Raw genomic sequence first — 18254 nt, forward strand, 5'->3', positions numbered from 1 at the left:
TCATGGCAGTGCTTGATGTTCAAGTTGTGGCCGCCGACCACGCAGTCTGGTCCGGCGAGGCTAAGTCCCTGACCGGCCGCACCATCGACGGAGATATGGGAATCCTGCCCGGGCACACCCCGGTGCTGGCACTGCTCTCCGAAGGCGAGCTCACTATTGAGCCCGTCGACGGTGCCACAGTCAAGGCCAAGGTCTCCGGCGGATTTTTCTCCGTGGACAACGACAAGGTCACTGTTGTGGCCGATGAGGCCGATATCAGCGAATAATCGCATCATCTCTCGCTTTCAACTTCGCCCCGGTTCCTGTTCGCAGGCACCGGGGCGAAGTGCATTCAGGCCTGCTGCCGACTGCTAGGGTTGTTTGCTGTGCGATTGGTGATTGCGGATTGTTCGGTGTCCTATTCCGGCCGGCTCAATGCCCACCTGCCCCTGGCTCGGCGGCTGCTGATGGTCAAGGCAGACGGGGCGGTATTGGTGCACTCAGACGGCGGTTCCTATAAACCGCTGAACTGGATGTCCCCACCGGCGAGCATGCGGGTCACCGATCCCGATGCCGAGCAGGCAGAAGCCGGCATCAGCGAAGTGTGGACCGTCTCGGCAGAAAAGTCCGATGACGAACTGAAGATCCTCATCTCCGAGATCCACCATGACTCCTCCCATGAGCTGGGCACCGACCCCGGACTGGTCAAAGATGGGGTCGAGGCAGATCTGCAGCGCCTGTTGGCCGAGCAGATCGAAAGACTGGGGGAGGGCCACTCCCTGATTCGCCGGGAACACCCCACTCCCATCGGTCCGGTGGACATCCTCGCCAAGGGCCCCGGCGGCACAGTAGCCGTTGAACTGAAGCGCCGCGGGGATATCGACGGCGTAGAGCAGCTGACCCGGTACCTCGAGCTGCTCAACCGAGACCCCCTGCTGGCACCGGTGGAGGGCGTCTTCGCAGCCCAGCAGATCAAACCCCAGGCCCGAACCCTGGCCACCGATCGCGGTATTCGCTGTGTGGTGTTGGACTACACGGAGATGAAGGGCGAAGAATCCGGCAACCCCACCCTGTTCTGAACTTGTCCTGTGGCCCCGTTCTCCATGAGGTGGCCCGCATGGATGTCGTGCATCTGCACGGGTGCCTGACGTCGCGGCTCCTGTCTCGGCATGGCCCCACCCCCATTTTTCGTAGGGCTTTGGACGTTTCGTAGGCCTATAAGGCTACGATTTTCCTATAAGGCTACGAAAAGTGGTCAGCAGCTGGGCCACTGGGGGCCGGCGAGAGAGCCGGGGGCTGGCGTTAGCCGGAGATCTTCCAGCAGTGGCGGTGCCAATGCCGGCGCTCGGAGGCAGCGAAGTCATCTCCCAGCACAGAATCTGCCCGCCAGGCGACAACATGAGCAGTTCCGGCAGAAATGATCAGGGAACAGCCCGGGCAGGTGTAGTCCTTAGTCGCAGCAGCCCCGGAGATATGGCGGACGTGATACTCACCATCCCGACGTCGGATGAGGCCCGCTGAGAATCCGCCCGGTGCCAGGAACTGAGTGCTCAGCGGCCGGTGCTCCTGCTGCCATTTGGAACTGCCGCGCCGTCGTCCTTTTCCCTTAGCCACACAGCCATTCTCTCGCACCTCGAAGGTTGCCAAGACCTTGATAAAAGCTGAATTGTAATCGTATCGTTATCTTCTGTAGTCTAGGACGCTGGACATTACAGTCACCAGACTTTGCACCAACCCAAAGGACATCACTTCCGTGCGCATAATCTCCGCCATCGTGGCATTTCTCCTGGGCCTGACCCTGCTGGGCTTCGGTATCACCCAGCTCAACGAGGAGACTGAAGAGACCTATACGGTGGAGACCGAGGGTGCAGAGGATGCAGCCTTCACGCTGATCACCGATGACCTCATCGATCCGGAGGCCGGGCGTGAGGAGTTCACCATCGAATCCGAGGGTGAATACACCATTATCGAAGCCCGCACCTACGACATCGAGGCCTGGCTCGGCGACCTCGCGCATAACCGCGTCACCGAGTTCGAGGAGTCCGATGATCCCGAATCGCCCTCCCGAATTCTCGCGGAGTACGTCGATGGTGAGACTGATGCTCCCAATCCGGAGGGATCCGATCTCTGGGTCAGCACCGATACTGTCGAAGGTGACACCCTCTACAGCTGGGATATCCGCGAGGAATCCGGGGACTGGGCCCTGCTGATCTACGCCGACGGTGAGGAATCTGCCCCGGCCACCATCACCGCCACCGAGACACATACCTTCTCCAATACCGCCGGAATCGTGATGACCATTGCCGGTGGTCTGGTTCTGCTGCTGGCTATGGCCCTGTTCTACTGGGCACTGGGCGCTCCGCGTCGTCGTCGGAAGAAGCAGGGCTAGGCTGATGCAGCTGCCGCAGCCACCGCCACCACAGTCACCAGCTCCGAGGCAACGGTTGCCGCTGTCGATCCGACCGATACCGATCAGCAGACACCGGCCACCTCCGAGGCAGAGTCCACCGAGTCGCATTGGAGCACCCCGGCTGTGGACTCATCTGACGATGACCACGCCACCGAAGTCTTCACGCCCATCAGTGAGGACTTCACTGAGGCTGAGGGCGCCGTGGCCGAGGAAGCCGAGCAGGATGCCACCGGAGAATTCGAGGCCGCTGCCGATGACTTCGTCGCCTCCGAGGACGCCACAGCGGTTCAGCCGGCCATCACCGATGACAAGAACGATGACGACGCCGTGACCGCAGCGGAGTCCACCGAGGAGGATGAGCCCACCGTGCAGGAGGAAACCGAGCAGCCTGAGGAGCAGGACCAGGATCAGACTCAGAAGCTCTCCGGCTGGGCCAAGGGTCTGCGTGACCGCCTGGGCCGGGGAGGCGCATCTGCCTTCGCCATGCTGCTGGCTATGACCGTGGCGGTGATCTCTGCAGTCAGCCTGGCTGGACCAGTCCAGGCCGATGAGGAAGAGGATCCCGAGGAGGCCGAGGAGACGGCCACTGAGGAGCCTCAGGAGGATGAGCAGGACGAAAGCCCTGCCGCTGAGGATGACGAAGAGGCCGAGGCTGACTCCGAGGAGGACGCCGAGACAGAGGATGAGGCCACCGAGGAGGCCGAGGAAGAGGCTGACGACGAGGAGCCGGCAGAGGAGGTTGAAGACCCCGGGGTCGAGGAGATCGAGGGCGAGGCACCTGAGGCAGAGGCCGAAGAGGACCCCATGCCTTCAGAGGGCTACTCCGTGCTGCTGGAGTCCCAGCTGGACCGCATCATCGCCGACATAGCTGACGTCGTCGAAGCCGGCGACGCCGAGATGGACACTGAGCTGCTCACCGAACGGGTCGACGGCGACGCCCTGGACTTCCGTGAGCTGGCCTACCGCAACCACGAGCTCGCTGAGACCGGAATGCCCGCGCCGCTCGGCACCAATGTGACCGCAGCAGTGGTCACCGGTGAGCCAGAGTTCCCCCGTCAGGCATTCGTCGCCGTGGAGCACCCCGCGATGGAAGAGGATCTCGAAGAGGGCGAGACTGCCTACCAGATCCTGGTCATCGAGCAGACCGACCCCCGCGAGAACTACAAACTGATCAGTGTCGCAGAGATGCCCCCAGGGTCGGTCTTCCCAACCCTGGCCGCTGAGCACGGCGGGATCACCCCGATCGAAAGCGCTGAGGAGCCTCTGGAGGCGATCATCGGTATCTCCGAGTTCATGGTCGACCCCGGTCATGACTACGCAGACCTCACCGCCGAGAGCATCTACATCGAAAGTGCTCACGAGTACAACGAGGAGCTGATCTCCGCCAGCGAGGAGGATGTCGAGATCGAGTTCTCCAGCCAGGCGCTGAACGAAGAGGGCATCACCGGCCTGGAGCTGCCTGATGGCTCTATTCTGGCCGCAGGCTCCTTCGAATCCGTGATGGAGATGCTGCCCCTGGAGGACGGCGACACTATCTGGCTCGAGGATGAACTGGTCGAGGAGACCGCTGGTACCGACTGGTCCACCTTCCCGGTGGAGATCATCACCCGTGAACAGATCGTGGTGCATATCCCGGCACCGGAATCTGAGGAGGGGATCGAACTGGTCGCAGTGGCATCCCTGTTCTCCGATGCATTCGTTGACGCCCCGGAAGGTTTTGAGTTCTAAGATAGGACTGATGAGCGAACAGAATTCAGCACCAGAGACCTCTGCCGTCAACACTCAGGGAGCAGTAGACCTCTCCGGGTTGGCCGAACAGGCCCAACAGTCCCAGCAGCCGCAGTCCCAGGGGAGTGCGCAGGGATCAGACTCCTGGGTGCTGGCAGTCCAGCCGCAGCAACTGCAGCAGGTCGTCCAGCTCTCCGCCCAGGTCCCGGTGCTGGTGCTGATCCACGGGGAAGACGCCACCTCTCAGCAGTTCAGCTCCACACTCGGTGAAGCAGTCGACGCCCAGGGCGGACGGCTGGTGCTGGCCACCATTGATGCTGCGGCCTCCCCGGAGATCGCTCAGCAGGCCGATCAGCTGCCGGTGGTCACCGCGTTCCTGGGCGGACAGCCCATCGCTGAATTCGACGCCACCAAAGCTCCGGTGGAACAGCTTCCGCAGGTAGTCAGCCAGATCCTGCAGCTGGCCACTCAGAACGGCATCAGCGGCACTGTGCCCCCGCAGTCCCGCAAAGCAGGAGCCGAAAATGCAGAAGGTGAAGAGCCCGAGCTGCCTCCGCTGCACAAGAAGGCCCAGGACGCCCTGGAAGCCGGAGATTACGACGCCGCCATCGCCGCCTATGAGCAGGCGATCAAGGAGAAGCCGGATGACTCAGAGGCCAAACTTGGCCTGGCTCAGGTGCAGCTGATCAAGCGGACCCAGGATTTGGACCTCGCAGCCGCCCGCCAGGCCGCAGCCGATAACCCCGATGACGTCCAGGCGCAACTGCGCGTGGCCGATGCCGATGTTCTCGGTGGACATGTGGAGGATGCATTCGCCCGGTTGATCCGATTCATCCAGGGGCATTTTGGCGATGACCGGGAGACTGCGCGTAAGCACCTTGTGGAGCTCTTCGGGATCGTCGGCGATCAGGATCCCCGAGTCGCCGCCGCCCGCAAGAAGCTGGCCACCGCCCTCTTCTGAGCTTGTCCCGCGGCCGCGCGCATGTCGCGGCCGCTCTCGTTCCGCTGACGCGGAACTTCACGCCTAAAGTCGCTGCTCGCGTTTGCTCGCAGCTCATGTCCGGGAATTCAGATCTCCGGGGCTTCGTCTACGGAGACGCATTCGCGGGTCTGCTCGATCTGCTCGACGGGCCCAGAGAGGGTCAGCTGCATGTCCATCATGGCTGACTCAGTGATCTGGTCCTCATCAACCAGCAGCTCAACACTGGGCTCGCGCCCATAGCTGATCAGCTGAACGTAATCCTCCTGCTCAACCCATACCCAATCCACACCGGCGGGGGAGACGCAGGGATAGTCCGTGGGACCGATAGGTTCCACCCCACAGCGCATCACCACAGCTGATGGTTCACCCCAGACCGAGGTTCCCTGGGAGGAAGTGGGCCGCTGCTCGAATTCGCCGATCGTCTCCGGCAAGGTCAGCATCACCTCAGCACAGTCCGGATGATGGGCATTCGGTGCGGACTCCACTGACTCCACGGAGGCGCAGCCTGCACCCCCTAAAACGGCTGCGATAAGGCCCAAAGGGGCAGTTCGCCGGAGTGTCGTGCGCAGAAGTACCAAGTTTCCAGTCACGTGCCTTATTCTGTAGCACATTGTCACTGTTGCGCCATCTGCGCTTCAAGCATCTTGAGGAGAAAAGTCCATGACCGCTGTCGAGCCACGGCATGGAGCCGATCAGTTCTTTGAATACGACCCCACAGAAGAGCGCCGGCCGAAAAAGAAGAAGAAAAAAGCTGCCTGGTGGGTGCTGGGCAGTATGGCCACCCTTGTCATCCTGGCGCTGATCGCCGCAGGAGCTTATCTGTTCTCCCTGCAGCGTTCCTTCAACGACAACGTCACCCACTTCCCGGGCGCGGACCCCAATGCCACCGGCCCCGACGGCAACCCTGTGCTGCCCTCAGATGAGGAGCGGCCCGAGGACACAGACGCCACCAATATTCTGCTGCTCGGCACCGACGCCGGCGGCGGATCCGGTGAGGACGAGGACCTTCCGCGTGTGCCCGGCGGTGCCCGAAGCGACACCATGATGCTGGTGCATATCCCCGAATCCCGCGACTCCATGCAGGTGATCTCCATTCCCCGAGACGTCTGGGTGGAGATCCCGGGCGGCCGCGGCTGGCATAAGGTCAACGCAGGCCTCGCTCTCGGCGGCGACCAGGGCCACTGGCTGGCGGTCAACACTGTCGAACAGCTACTGGATACCCGGATCGACCATGTCGCAGCAGTGGATATGCAGGGCTTCACCGGACTGGTGGACACCCTCGGCGGTGTCACCGTGAACTCCTCCTACTCGGAGTCCTTCACCACCAACGAGGGCTACACCTTCAACCCCGGCACCCAGCGGATGGACTCCGATCAGGCGCTGAGCTTTGTGCGCCACCGCGCCAGCTTCGGCGACGGCGACCTCCAGCGCATCCGCAACCAGCAGGCCTTCATCCGCGGTGTGCTCAACGGTGCGGCAAGCCCCTCAAACTTCGCCAATCCGGTCAGGACCAATGAGATGGTCTCAACCTTCGCCTCCCATCTGATGACCGACCCCGACTTCACGGCTACCACCGCAGGCAGCCTGGCATGGGATTCCCGGGATGCCCTGGACAATATCCAGTTCATGACCCTGCCCACCGCTGGCAGTGGCTACTCCTCGGACGGTCAGTGGATCTGGCACCAGGACGAGGCGGCCCAGGCACAGATCTCCGAGCACCTGCGCAACGGCACGCTGGAGGAATACCTCTCCGACTGAGTCCCCGGAATGCGGAACAATAGGGTGCTGTGAGAAAAGTCAGGGGCACCGCTGCAGTCCGCGAATGGTTCGCGTTGACCGAATCCGCCCTGCTGACCCATCGGGGCCGCCTGAATCGGATCAATGTCTTCCCCGTCCCGGATTCGGACACCGGCTCCAATATGCTGGCCACCGTCCAGACCAGCCGGGCCGCGGTGGAGGAGCATCAGACCGAAGACATCGGTGAACTGCTGGCCCATGCCGGCTCCGCGGCGATGAACCAGGCCGGAGGAAACTCCGGGATCCTGCTGGCGGTGTTCATCAGTGGATTCGCCGAACCGCTCTCCGGCAGCCCGCGGCTGACCCTCTCCGGGCTCAGCCAGGGCATTAGCCGGGCCAGCCTCAGGGCCTGGTCGGCACTGTCGAGCCCCATGGATGGGACGATGCTTTCTGTTCTGGATGCTGCACGCGACGCTGTGGCAGAGGCCGCTGAATCGGCAGCCGACCCCCAGGCGCGCAGCGCACTGGAGGAGGCTATGCCATCGATGGTCGCCCGGTCTCGCGAGGCGGTCATCCGCACCGAGCAGCAGCTTGCTCCGCTGTCCGAGGCGAGAGTGGTGGACTCCGGTGGGCTCGGGCTGCTGATCGTACTCGAAGCCCTTGCAGCCACGATCTGCGCCAGAGAGTTCGACGACGACCTGCTGACCGGTGTGGCCGGCTGGAACCCCGAGACCAATCAGCCCACAGTCGAGACAGCCAAGCACAGCCATGTGCAAGATGGGGGAGTGGAGCTGATGTGCACTGTCCAGCTCAATCCCCTGGGCGCTGCCTCCCTGCGCCATCAGCTGGATGAGCTGGGCGACTCAGTGATCATCACCCCCATCGATGGGGCATCGGCCGGAGATGACCACTCCGAGGCGGTACTGCGATGGCGGATTCACGTGCACACCGGCGATGTCGATGCCACCCTGGCCGCAGTTCAGGAGGCCGGCGAGCTCGAGGACAGCACGGTGACCCAGCTATGAGCGGTCCCATCTTCGAGGACTCACCCCTGGAGAGCGCACTGCCGCATGGGCAGGCCGCCACAGTCCGGGCGCAAATGGGCTACGAGACCGTCGGGGAACTTATGCGGCACTTCCCGCGCAGGTACCTGGCCCCCGGGCAGCGCTCCCGCATTATTGACCTCCGCGAGGGCGAGGTGGTCAACTTCGTGGCCGATGTGGTCAAATCCTCCAAGCGGAGCCTGCACAGCCGGAAAGGCTTCGTCATCGATGTCACAGTCGCCGACGACGACGGTGAGCACCTCGAACTCTCCTTCTTCTACGGTTGGCAGGCTGAGAAGGATCTCCGGCCCGGTGCGATGGCCTTCTTCCACGGCAAAGTCAGCCGGTACCGGGACAGACTGACCATCACCAATCCCATTTTCGATCTCCTCGTTCGGGCTGACGGCAAAATGATCAACCCCTGGACTGATGACATTATGGTCGCCACATCGCTGCCCATCCCGCTCTACCCCGGTACGGCCAAGCTCTCCGGGGGGAAGATCCGCGACTATATCCAGTCTGTGTTCCAGAAGATCGACTTCTCGGCCTGGACAGACGTCATCCCGCAACATATTCGGGATGTTGAGTCGATGCCCGGTCTCCATGACGCCTATCTGCGGGTCCACCGGCCTGTGGACCTAGATGATCAGGAAAGCGGATGGCGGCGCTTCCGCTTCGAAGAAGCACTAATTCTGCAGGGGGCGATCAGCCGCAGACGGCAGCAGACCGCCGCAGCCCAGGGCATTCCCACCCCACCCCGTGAGGATGGGGTACTGGCGGAATTCGACCAATCCCTGCCCTTCACCCTCACCGAGGGGCAGGTTCGCTGCGGGGAATGGATCTCGGCAGACCTCCAGCGGGAACAGCCGATGAACCGACTGCTGCAGGGTGAGGTGGGTTCAGGCAAAACCCTGGTGGCACTGCGGGCAATGCTGCAGGTTGCAGACTCCGGGGCTCAGGCTGCACTGATCGCTCCCACTGAGGTGCTGGCCGTTCAGCATTTCCACTCGCTGAGAAGAATGCTCGGCGATCTCGCGCAGGATGATCTCTTCGCCACTCGCGAGGACGGCCCCCGGATCAAGATCACCCTGCTGACCGGTTCGATGAAAACCGCAGCTCGCAAACAGGCGCTGCTGGACATTGTCAGCGGAGACGCCGGTATCGTGGTCGGAACCCATGCCCTGCTGGGGGAGAAGGTCAGCTTCGCCCAGCTGGGCCTGGTCGTGGTCGATGAGCAGCACCGCTTCGGTGTGGATCAGCGCAATGCCCTGCGGGAACGCTATGATCCCACCCCGCATATGCTGGTGATGTCTGCGACCCCGATTCCACGCTCGGTGGCGATGACCGTCTTTGGTGACCTCGAACTGACCGTGCTGCAGGGACTGCCCGGAGGTCGCAGCCCCATCCAGACCCATGTGGTGCCGATGCTGCGCGGCCCCGAATGGATCGGCCGGGTCTGGCAGCGGGTGGCAGAACAGGTGAAGGCCGGCCATCAGGTCTATGTGGCCTGTCCCGAAATATCTCGAGATGAGACCTCCATGGACGCTTCCGTGGAGCTGATCACCGAGCGTCTGCGCAGCAACGAGCTGCTGGCCGATATGCGCATCGGCTCCGCCCATGGTCAACAGCCGGCAGAGGATATCGCAGCCACCATGCGCGCTTTCGAGGCGGGGGACCTCGATATCCTCGTGGCCACCACCATCATCGAAGTCGGCGTCGATGTTCCCAATGCCACCACTATGGTCATCCTCGACGCCGAATCCTTCGGCATCTCCACCCTGCACCAGCTGCGCGGGCGGATCGGCCGGGGATACACCGAGACCAACCTCTGTTTCCTGGTCACGCGTATGCCCGAGGATCACAGCTCCGTGCAGCGGCTCTACGATGTCGCAAGACATACCGACGGGATGCACCTGGCCCGATTGGATCTTCAGCGTCGACGCGAGGGAGATGTGCTGGGTGCCTCCCAGTCGGGCAGCTCTCAACGGCTGAAACTGCTGCGGGTGATTGAGCATGAGGACCTCATCAGCCTCGCAGCAGCCCATATCGACACACTCAATCAGCAGGACCCAGAGTGGAAATACGCCCGGGAACTCCACCAGGCCGTTCTGGCCTGGGATGAGGACCACCACGATGCCAGCGGCTACGCAGACCAGGGGTGAGCGACCATCGCACGGATTATTGCCGGAACGCATAAGGGGCGAAGGCTGGCCGCCGTACCGGGGGAGGGGACCCGGCCCACCAGTGATCGGGTCAAAGAATCACTGTTCTCCCGCCTGGAGGGCTATAACGCCATCGACGACGCCGTCGTCGTCGATCTCTTCGCCGGATCCGGAGCATTGGGCTTCGAAGCGCTCAGCCGCGGTGCGGCCGCATTGGAGGCGGTGGACACCGCAGAGCAGGCCTACCGCACTCTGGTGAAGAACGCTGAGATGTTCGGGGACCAGGCCACGATCCATAAGGGGCAGGCCCTTCGGTACCTACGAGCCCACACGGGCCCGCCGATCGAGCTGCTCTTCTGCGATCCGCCCTACAGTCTGGGCGAGGATGAACTGCATACGATCCTGGCCGAAGCGCTGCCTCAGCTTCATGAAGCCGCCACTGTGGTCATCGAACGCGGCTCCCGGTCCCCGGAGCCCAGCTGGCCGGCAGGCATGGAGCCGTTCCACCACAAAACCTACGGCACCACCACCATCTGGTTAGCAGAGCCGGTGTGATCGCTGCTGCGGGGACAACGCCCGCAATGTGCACCTTTGGTGGTGTCAACACCGCATAGACTGGTGGGCGTGCGCATCGTCTACATCCATCAGCACTTCAACTTCCCCTGGGAGCCCGGCTGGCAGCGGCCCTGGCAGTTCGCCCGGCGGCTAGCCCGCGCCGGCCATGAGGTCACCGTCATCTGCGGCGGCCGGGAGCGGCAGCGGGAGACACTCGAGGGTGTGGAAGTGCACCGACTGGCTGTTCCCTATGAGAACGCTATGGTCTTCCAACAGCGCGTGCGATCCTTCGTCTCGTTTATGGCCCGGGCCTGCTACTACGCAGCCCAGGTCAAAGCCGATGTCGTCTTCGCCTCCTCCACACCGCTGACCACAGCGGTCCCCGGCATCATCGCCTCGCGGATTCGCCGGGCACCTTTCGTCTTCGAGGTCCGCGACCTCTGGCCCGAGGCGCCGGTGGCCCTTGGATTCCTGAAGAACCGGCATGTGATCAAAGCAGCCGAAGCCCTGGAGAAATTCGCCTACCGCTCGGCCAAACACGTCATCGCCCTCTCACCCGGTATGGAAGCCGGGATCAAACGCGTCTGGCCCCAGGCTGAGACGACAGTGGTGCCCAATGCCTCCGATGTCGAGAACTTCGCCGCGGCCCGACAGGACCGTGAGAGCATCCGTGCCGACCTGGGTTGGGCGCCGGATGAGACGGTGCTCTTCTACGCAGGCAGCTTCGGTGTCACCTATGACGTTCCCTGGCTGATCCGTCTCGCCGGGGAGTTGAAGAAGCGTGGCCAGAAGTTCCGCGTCGTCGCCTATGGGGAGGGCAAAGACACCGAGCACTGCCGCGCGGTGGCCCGCGAATACGGACTCAATCCCCTTGATGTGCTTCCGGGCAAGATCCCGCGCACTGAGATCGAGCGGATGCTGCCGGCAGCCGACTTCGCCGTCTCGACCCTGGTGGACAATCCGGCCCTGGAGATCAACTCCCTGAACAAGGTCTTCGACGCCCTGGCCGCAGCCCGGCCGGTACTGTTCAACCACGCCGGCTGGCTGCCTGAGGTGCTCAGTGAGGCAGGAGCTGGCTGGCAGCTCTCCCGGGATCCGGCCACGGCCACCGATCAGCTGATCAGGGCACTGGAGAGCGGGGAGATCGACACCGCTGCAGCCGGTGAGGCAGCCCTGGAACTGGCCCGGGAGGAGTTCGATCGTGATCGGCTCTTCGACCGTTTCCTCACTGTGCTCGAAAACAGTGCAGGCCTGCCCGCCAGCAGGAAGAAGACCCCGACGATGACGTCAGAGATGGGATGAATATGCAATCAGCAGTCTGCCCCGGTTCCTTCGATCCGCTTCATAACGGGCATGTCGAGGTCATCGCCCGGGCCGCCAATCTCTTCGACGAAGTGATCGTGGCTGTTTCGGCGAATATGCATAAGAAGCCGCTGTTCAGCCTCGAGGACCGGATCGAGATGGCCCAGGAGACTTTCTCCTATCTGCGCGGGATCACAGTACGGCCGCTGCAGCCGGGCATTCTGCTCACAGACTTCTGCAAAGAGGTCGGCGCCTCCGCCGTGGTCAAGGGCCTCCGCGGCACCCAGGATCTGCCCTATGAGATGTCTATGGCCACGATGAATCGTCACCTCAGCGGACTGGAAACTGTCTTTCTTCCCGGTGACGGACGATACAGTCACCTCTCCTCCACACTGGTCAAAGAGGTCCGAAGCCTCGGCGGCGATGTCGCTGAATTCATCCCACGTTCGGTTCACAAGCGGCTTCGCGAAACAGCAGGCTGACACAAAAGGGTAAAGTGTGGCCATGAGTTCTACTACCCCGATCACTAAAGCAGTGATTCCCGCAGCAGGTATGGGCACCCGGTTTCTGCCGGCGACGAAGGCTATGCCCAAGGAGATGTTGCCCGTTGTTGATGAGCCGGCGATTCAGTATGTAGTGGCTGAGGCTGCTGATGCTGGGTTGGACGATATTTTGATGATCACTGGTCAGAATAAGCGGGCCATGGAGGATCATTTCGATCGTGCTCCGGCTTTGGAGGCGACCCTGCGGGATAAGGGGGATACCAAGAAGCTGGATGCGGTGCAGTATGCCACTGGTCTGGGGGATATCCATTATGTCCGCCAGGGTCAGGCCCTTGGATTGGGTCATGCTGTGCTGTGCGGGAAGCAGCATGTGGGTAATGAGCCTTTTGCTGTGCTGTTGGGTGATGACCTCATTGATGCCCGGGATACTTTGTTGACCACGATGTTGGAGACTCAGCAGCGTCTGGGTGGGTCTGTGATCGCGGTGATGGAGGTTCCTGAGGAGAACGTCTCGGCCTATGGTGTGGTCGATGCCGGGGGTCAGGATAAGGAACCTGGTGCTGAGGTTGTTCCGGTTCATCGGTTGGTGGAGAAGCCTCCGGTGGAGGAGGCCCCGAGTAATTTGGCGATTATTGGTCGGTATGTGCTGCATCCGGCGATTTTTGATGAGTTGGAGCGGACTCCTCCGGGTAAGGGTGGCGAGATTCAGCTGACGGATGCTCTGCAGGCGATGGCTGCTAAGCCGGTGGAGGACGGTGGTGGTGTGCATGCGGTGGTTTTCCGGGGTCGGCGGTATGACACCGGGGATAAGCTCAGCTATATCAAGGCTGTGGTGACATTGGCTGTGGATCGTGAGGATCTCGGGCCTGATCTGCGCACCTGGCTCAAGGAGTTCGCTAGCGGACTCTAAGTCCTGTAGACTGGTGCGCTGTGAAACATCCACAGCAGGACAATCTGCTGCACGTGGACGTCAAGGAGCTCAAAGGTAACCCTGGAGCCCAGCAAACCCTCTCCCGCACGGTACCAACCCCTGAGGGGTTCGCCGCTGTTCTGGTCGGCGTCGCCGAGCACAGTGATCTGGAGCTGGATCTTCGGATCGAGTCTGTGCATGAGGGCACGCTGCTTTCGGGGACGGCCCATGGTCGTGTTACCGGTGAGTGTGGACGCTGCCTGGACCCGATCAGCTACCCGCTGACCGTGGATGTCATGCAGCTGTTCACGTGGCCCGAAAAGGCAGAAGGACCCGAGGAGGGCGACGACGAGGACACTCGTCAGGTCTCTGAGGATCTGACGATAGACCTCGAACCGGTGCTGCGGGACCTCATGGTCTCCGCACTGCCCTTCCAGCCGGTCTGCCGCGAGGACTGCCCGGGCCTGTGCTCCCAATGCGGATTCCGCATGGAGGAGGATCCCGGACACGCCCACGAGCAGCTCGACCCCCGGTGGGCCGCACTATCCGGCCTCGCCCAAGAACTGAATGACGACAGCGACGAAAACAACAGTTCGTCGTCGCCGTCGTGAGAGACTTAGCGGAACGCTAAAACCTAAACCTGTCCGTCAACGAGAGAGAAGAGAGACACCGTGGCTGTCCCGAAGCGGAAAAAGTCCCGTGCCAACACCCGTCACCGCCGGTCCCAGTGGAAGGCTCAGGTCCCGACCCTGGTCAAGACTGTGGAGAACGGCCGTGTGGTGTACAGCCGTCCTCACCAGGCCAAGCTGGTGACCGACTCGGCCGACACACCCCTGTTCTACGAGTACAAGGGTCGTAAAGTCGCCGACGCCTGATCCACCGGTCCGGCAAGGATTGGCTGAATCCACCACGCTTCTGAAGAGCCTTGGGGTGCATATCGACCCCGAGGCTCTTCGTCTTGCCCTGACGCACCGCTCATATGCCTATGAGAACGACGGTATCGCCACCAATGAGCGACTGGAGTTCCTGGGCGATTCGGTGCTGGGGCTGTCGGTGACCGACCACCTCTACCGCACGTTCACCGACCTCTCCGAGGGCGATCTCGCGAAGCTGCGGGCGGCACTGGTCTCAACCCGTGCCCTGGCCCGAATTGCTCGCACCCTCGAACTGGGGCCGCATATCCGGCTCGGAGAAGGGGAACTGCGCACCGGGGGAGCGGATAAAGATTCCATCCTCGCCGACACAATGGAGGCACTGATCGGGGCCGCCTACCTCTCCACCAACATCGAAACAGCCCGGCAGTTGGTGCTGCGGCTGGTCACACCCCTGCTCTCCGACAAAGAGGCGATGACAGCGGGCAAGGACTGGAAGACCACCATCCAGGAGCTGGCAGCGGCCCAGGAGCTCGGCGAGATCAGCTATGTGATCGCAGACTCCGGACCCGATCACAAGAAGTCATTCACCGCCACCCTCACCATCGATGGTGCCACCTACGGCACCGGCAGCGGATCCTCCAAGAAGGAGGCCGAACGGGAGGCAGCACGCACTACGGTGGAGCAGCTTACCGGAGGTGACGGTGAAGCGGATATCCTAACGCTGGTCCTGGATCGCTATGAACCGGGAAAGGTCTGAAGGGAGGCGTGTGAACAATCCTGAGCAGCACCGTCCCCGGCGGGCCCGGGGAGGCGTAGTTCCGCCGGCAGAGACGCCGGCCCCCAAGGAGCGGAAGAAGCGCGGCCCCAAGACCCGTGCGGCCATCATCGCCATCTCTGTACTGCTGGTCCTCGTTGTCGGCGCAGCCGGCGTGGCCTATTACTACCTCAACCGGGTTCAGCAGACCTTCGAGGAGAACCGCAACGTCATCGAGGAGTTGGACGATCTCGACGATGAGACCGCCTACCGCACCTCCGAGGGAACCATCAATGTCCTCCTGCTGGGCTCGGACTCACGAGGTTCCTCCGAGGAGGAATACCGCTCCCAACTTGATGAAGAGGGCGAACGCTCCGATGCGATGATGCTGGTGCATATCCCCGAGGACCGCTCCGGCATCTATGTGATGTCGATTATGCGAGACCTCTGGGTCGATGTGCCCGGCCACGGGCCCAACCGAGTGAACTCTGCCCTGCATGAAGGCGGCCTCGAACTGGCCGTGGACACTGTCGAAGAGCTGCTCTATACCCATATCGACCACGTGGTGACCATCGATTTCGAAGGTTTCGCAGACCTCACTGAGGCCCTCGGCGGTGTCTATGTGGACAATCCCCGGTCGTTTATGGCTGGCCAGCACAACCCGGCCTTCTACCCAGAGGGAACTATCCGGCTGGAGGGCTCCAATGCCCTGCGCTTCGTCCGGGAACGGCAGTCCTTCCTGATGGGTGACTACGTCCGTGTGGAGAACCAGCAGCTGGTGCTTCGCGGGATCGTGGAACGGTTCCTCTCCGGAGACACCCTGACCAATCCCAACCGGATCATTGCAGTTCTCGAGGCGATCCTGCCGTATATGGAGATGGATGAGGGCCTCGATCAGGACCGGATCATCTCCTATGCCCTGGATATGACCAATTTCCGCAGCAATGACGTCCATATGTTCACCATGCCCACCGGTGAGCAGACTGTCACCGCCGGCGGAGCCCAGGTCATCATGCCCGATGACGCCATGATGGAAGTTCTGCGCGAACACCTCCACGATGAGCAGATGGGCGACTTCATGGAGTACCTGGAGCGTGTCGAGAACGGTGAGGAACCTCCACCGCATCCCACGCCGGAGGATGAAGCGCTGCAGGATGGCACCCTTCCAGAGGACGGCACGGATCCCGGAATGCCGCAGGACCCCGAATCCGGCCACCAGACCGGCGGACAGCTCGGCGGCGAAATCGGCCGGCGACTCACCGAGGAGTACTGAGACCCATGCTGGATCCGGCAGCCGTCTACGTCTGCGTGGCCACCTATAACCGCAATGATCAGCTGGCGGCACTGCTGGCCTCCCTGCGCGAGCTGGATTCTGACGCTCCGCAGGTGATCGTGGTGGACAATAATCCTGAGCCGCTGGCCGAGGAGACAGTGACCAACGGCTTCCCGGGCAGTACCTATATCCATCAGCCCCAACCGGGCATTGCCACAGCGCGCAATGCAGCCCTGGATGCCCTGCCGGAGGACGCCCAGGCGGTGATCTTCGTCGATGACGACGAACGCGTCCACCCCGGCTGGCTCACGGCCCTCTTGGGCTGTGCCGATAGTTCAGGTGCTGATGTCGTCTACGGGCCGGTGCTCTCCGTTCTGCCAGAGGATCCCCCCGAGTGGCTCAAACGGTGGGAGCTTGACGGTCCCGGTTATATCCGACGCGTGGACTTCGAGACCGGCCCCTGGGATCGGCGGCCGGCAACCAATAACTCCCTGGTGCGTGCCGAATGGTTTACCGAACGGGGACTGCGCTTCGATGAGGCCTTCAACTTCACCGGTGGTTCCGACAGCGACCTCTTCCAGACCATGATTGATGCCGGTGCCGTTATCTGGTGGTGTGCTGAGGCCGTCGTTGAAGAGGATGTGCCACCATCCCGGGTGACCAAAGCCTGGCTGCGTCAGCGCCAGCAGCGCCTTGGCCATATGCGCGTGATGCAGAAGTCCAAACGAGGCCGGGGGAGAGCCAGTCTCTTTCTGGAAGGCACTGCCCGCATCGGTTTCGGCCTCACCCTCTGGCCGCGCCGCTGGTTGACCCGTCAGCGAGTCAGCTACAGCGATCGCGGCTATCTCAGGCAGGGCATTGGGATGGTCAAGGCCACAGTCGGCCTCACTTACGAAGAGTACGCCCGGCGCGATTCTTCGCCGCGTGCTTAGCCCGGTGTAGCTTCTGTCGCAGCGGACGCGTCCACAGCTCGAAACCCTCCTCCGAGGGAACCCCCGGGCTGCGGAAGAAAGCCATCGCGGGCGGATGACCCCAGCTGTGTCTGGAGGGCGGGGAGCCCACATAGACCGCAGCGATCTCCCGCAGCAGCTGAGCTGACTCCCGACGCTGCTGTTTAGGTACCAGCTTGAGCTTCTTCAAATACCAGGTCACAAAGAAGTGCTCGAAGCGGTACTCCATGAAATCCTCAAAGAGCCCAGCCTCCTGCAGCCACTGCACCTGAGCCTTCTCCCGGATCAGGGCCTTGCGGAAATAGCCGGCGTCGATGGCGTTGACCATTGAGCCTGGCACATTCGCGTAATAGGTGTACACCGGCTGATCGACCATCAGAAAGGTATCAGCGGCATGCATCGCCTGCAGGAAGAACAGGGAGTCCTGGCCGGCTGCCCCGGGAACCTGCTCAAGCTGCTGGGCCTTCAACCACTGGGTGCGGTAGACAGTGGCCTCAATAGAAGCCGGCAGAAAGCCGATCCGGCGCAGAGCAGTGGCGTCGATATGGTGCAGCCCATCCTCACCCAGCAGTGGAGCGTATTTCTTGGCCTGACTGATCTGCTTACTGCCCTCGTCGGTAATGCGCAGCTCCTCACCGATGGCGAACTGTGCAGCCGCAGTCTCCTCAAGGCGTTGCGCCAAGAGCCAGGGGCCCGAGCCGTGAATCTCGTCATCGGGATCCAAATAGCCCACGTAGTCGGTGAAGCTCAGCTGCAGTCCTGTGTTCCGCGGCCGGGAGGCAGAACCCGAGCCGCCGGGGGCGTGCAGGAAAGCGGTGACATTGGGATGGGAGGAGGCCAGCTCGGTGACCGCCTCCTGGGTCTGGCGATAGGTGGAGCCGTCATCGATGAGCAGAATATGCATCTGCTGAAAATGCGGGGACTTCACCAGAGACGGGAATGCGCGGGTGCGCAGATGTTCGCCGTTATTGAAGACCGGGATGATGACGCTGAGCTTCAGTCCATGGGCCTGCACGGCCGCATGGGCCTGCTGTTGAACAGTGGAAAACTCCGAAGGACTGAGATTGGAGCGGTCGGAGTCAGCCATAGAG

20 protein-coding genes are annotated in these 18254 nt (G+C 62.3%); 17 read left to right on the forward strand and 3 right to left on the reverse strand.

Annotation, left to right across the window (positions count from 1 at the left end; all coding sequences use genetic code 11):
• Positions 1 to 2 precede the first annotated feature (2 nt).
• Together HGQ17_RS00585 and nucS are read left to right on the forward strand one after the other, a co-directional pair.
• Entirely contained in the window at positions 3 to 266 is a 264-nt protein-coding gene (locus HGQ17_RS00585; protein ID WP_168886031.1) for a F0F1 ATP synthase subunit epsilon, read from the forward strand.
• A gap of 99 nt (positions 267 to 365) precedes the next feature.
• Entirely contained in the window at positions 366 to 1058 is a 693-nt protein-coding gene (gene nucS / locus HGQ17_RS00590) for an endonuclease NucS (RefSeq protein ID WP_168886032.1), read from the forward strand.
• Between the two features lie 223 nt (positions 1059 to 1281).
• On the opposite strand, the gene HGQ17_RS00595 is transcribed toward nucS, so the two are convergent.
• A complete protein-coding gene (locus HGQ17_RS00595) occupies positions 1282 to 1593 on the reverse strand; it encodes a hypothetical protein (RefSeq protein WP_324615125.1) in 312 nt (103 codons plus the stop codon).
• 139 nt (positions 1594 to 1732) lie between these two features.
• On the opposite strand from HGQ17_RS00595, the gene HGQ17_RS00600 reads away from it, so the two are divergent.
• From HGQ17_RS00600 to HGQ17_RS00610, 3 genes are all read left to right on the forward strand, one after another.
• On the forward strand, positions 1733 to 2368 hold the full coding sequence (locus HGQ17_RS00600) for a hypothetical protein (RefSeq protein ID WP_168886033.1): 636 nt from the start codon (positions 1733 to 1735) through the stop codon (positions 2366 to 2368).
• 144 nt (positions 2369 to 2512) lie between these two features.
• Positions 2513 to 4117, forward strand: a complete 1605-nt coding sequence (locus HGQ17_RS00605) for a hypothetical protein (RefSeq protein ID WP_168886034.1) — start codon at positions 2513 to 2515, stop codon at positions 4115 to 4117.
• Between the two features lie 10 nt (positions 4118 to 4127).
• Entirely contained in the window at positions 4128 to 5078 is a 951-nt protein-coding gene (locus HGQ17_RS00610; RefSeq protein ID WP_168886035.1) for a tetratricopeptide repeat protein, read from the forward strand.
• Between the two features lie 107 nt (positions 5079 to 5185).
• Here the strand turns inward: HGQ17_RS00610 and HGQ17_RS00615 are convergent, their stop codons facing one another.
• Positions 5186 to 5593, reverse strand: coding sequence for a DUF3515 family protein (locus tag HGQ17_RS00615; protein WP_168886036.1), 408 nt, complete (start codon positions 5591 to 5593; stop codon positions 5186 to 5188).
• Positions 5594 to 5759: 166 nt separating this feature from the next.
• Between HGQ17_RS00615 and HGQ17_RS00620 the strand changes: the two genes are divergently transcribed.
• The 12 genes from HGQ17_RS00620 to HGQ17_RS00675 all read left to right on the forward strand — a co-directional run bounded on the left by HGQ17_RS00620 (position 5760) and on the right by HGQ17_RS00675 (position 17145).
• Positions 5760 to 6857 carry an LCP family protein gene (locus tag HGQ17_RS00620; RefSeq protein ID WP_168886037.1) on the forward strand — a complete coding sequence of 366 codons (1098 nt, stop codon included), beginning with the start codon at positions 5760 to 5762 and terminating at the stop codon, positions 6855 to 6857.
• Between the two features lie 29 nt (positions 6858 to 6886).
• On the forward strand, positions 6887 to 7861 hold the full coding sequence (locus tag HGQ17_RS00625; RefSeq protein WP_168886038.1) for a DAK2 domain-containing protein: 975 nt from the start codon (positions 6887 to 6889) through the stop codon (positions 7859 to 7861).
• On the forward strand, positions 7858 to 10041 hold the full coding sequence (locus HGQ17_RS00630) for an ATP-dependent DNA helicase RecG (RefSeq protein ID WP_168886039.1): 2184 nt from the start codon (positions 7858 to 7860) through the stop codon (positions 10039 to 10041). Before HGQ17_RS00625 ends, HGQ17_RS00630 begins: the two co-directional genes overlap by 4 nt.
• An 18-nt stretch (positions 10042 to 10059) precedes the next feature.
• On the forward strand, positions 10060 to 10596 hold the full coding sequence (gene rsmD, locus HGQ17_RS00635; protein ID WP_324615159.1) for a 16S rRNA (guanine(966)-N(2))-methyltransferase RsmD: 537 nt from the start codon (positions 10060 to 10062) through the stop codon (positions 10594 to 10596).
• Positions 10597 to 10665: 69 nt separating this feature from the next.
• Positions 10666 to 11898 (forward strand): glycosyltransferase family 4 protein, encoded by a 1233-nt coding sequence (locus tag HGQ17_RS00640; RefSeq protein WP_168886040.1) that lies wholly within the window; start codon positions 10666 to 10668, stop codon positions 11896 to 11898.
• Positions 11899 to 11900: 2 nt separating this feature from the next.
• Complete coding sequence (gene coaD / locus HGQ17_RS00645) at positions 11901 to 12380, forward strand: pantetheine-phosphate adenylyltransferase (RefSeq protein WP_168886041.1); 480 nt, start codon at positions 11901 to 11903, stop codon at positions 12378 to 12380.
• Between the two features lie 22 nt (positions 12381 to 12402).
• Positions 12403 to 13311 carry a UTP--glucose-1-phosphate uridylyltransferase GalU gene (galU, locus tag HGQ17_RS00650; RefSeq protein WP_168886042.1) on the forward strand — a complete coding sequence of 303 codons (909 nt, stop codon included), beginning with the start codon at positions 12403 to 12405 and terminating at the stop codon, positions 13309 to 13311.
• A gap of 20 nt (positions 13312 to 13331) precedes the next feature.
• A complete protein-coding gene (locus HGQ17_RS00655; protein ID WP_407670715.1) occupies positions 13332 to 13922 on the forward strand; it encodes a YceD family protein in 591 nt (196 codons plus the stop codon).
• A 60-nt stretch (positions 13923 to 13982) separates the two neighbouring features.
• A complete protein-coding gene (gene rpmF, locus HGQ17_RS00660) occupies positions 13983 to 14186 on the forward strand; it encodes a 50S ribosomal protein L32 (protein ID WP_168886043.1) in 204 nt (67 codons plus the stop codon).
• Between the two features lie 19 nt (positions 14187 to 14205).
• A complete protein-coding gene (rnc, locus tag HGQ17_RS00665) occupies positions 14206 to 14943 on the forward strand; it encodes a ribonuclease III (protein WP_168886044.1) in 738 nt (245 codons plus the stop codon).
• 10 nt (positions 14944 to 14953) lie between these two features.
• Positions 14954 to 16213 (forward strand): LCP family protein, encoded by a 1260-nt coding sequence (locus HGQ17_RS00670; RefSeq protein WP_168886045.1) that lies wholly within the window; start codon positions 14954 to 14956, stop codon positions 16211 to 16213.
• Positions 16214 to 16218: 5 nt separating this feature from the next.
• The gene (locus HGQ17_RS00675) at positions 16219 to 17145 is read left to right on the forward strand and encodes a glycosyltransferase family 2 protein (protein WP_168886046.1); all 927 of its coding nucleotides are present in this window, start codon (positions 16219 to 16221) and stop codon (positions 17143 to 17145) included.
• On the opposite strand, the gene HGQ17_RS00680 is transcribed toward HGQ17_RS00675, so the two are convergent.
• Positions 17099 to 18250 carry a glycosyltransferase family 2 protein gene (locus HGQ17_RS00680; protein ID WP_168886047.1) on the reverse strand — a complete coding sequence of 384 codons (1152 nt, stop codon included), beginning with the start codon at positions 18248 to 18250 and terminating at the stop codon, positions 17099 to 17101. The two genes, HGQ17_RS00675 and HGQ17_RS00680, sit on opposite strands and share 47 nt — an antisense overlap.
• Positions 18251 to 18254 lie beyond the last annotated feature (4 nt).

The sequence above is a fragment of the Nesterenkonia sedimenti genome, assembly GCF_012641515.1.
Classification (GTDB): Bacteria; Actinomycetota; Actinomycetes; order Actinomycetales; family Micrococcaceae; genus Nesterenkonia; species Nesterenkonia sedimenti.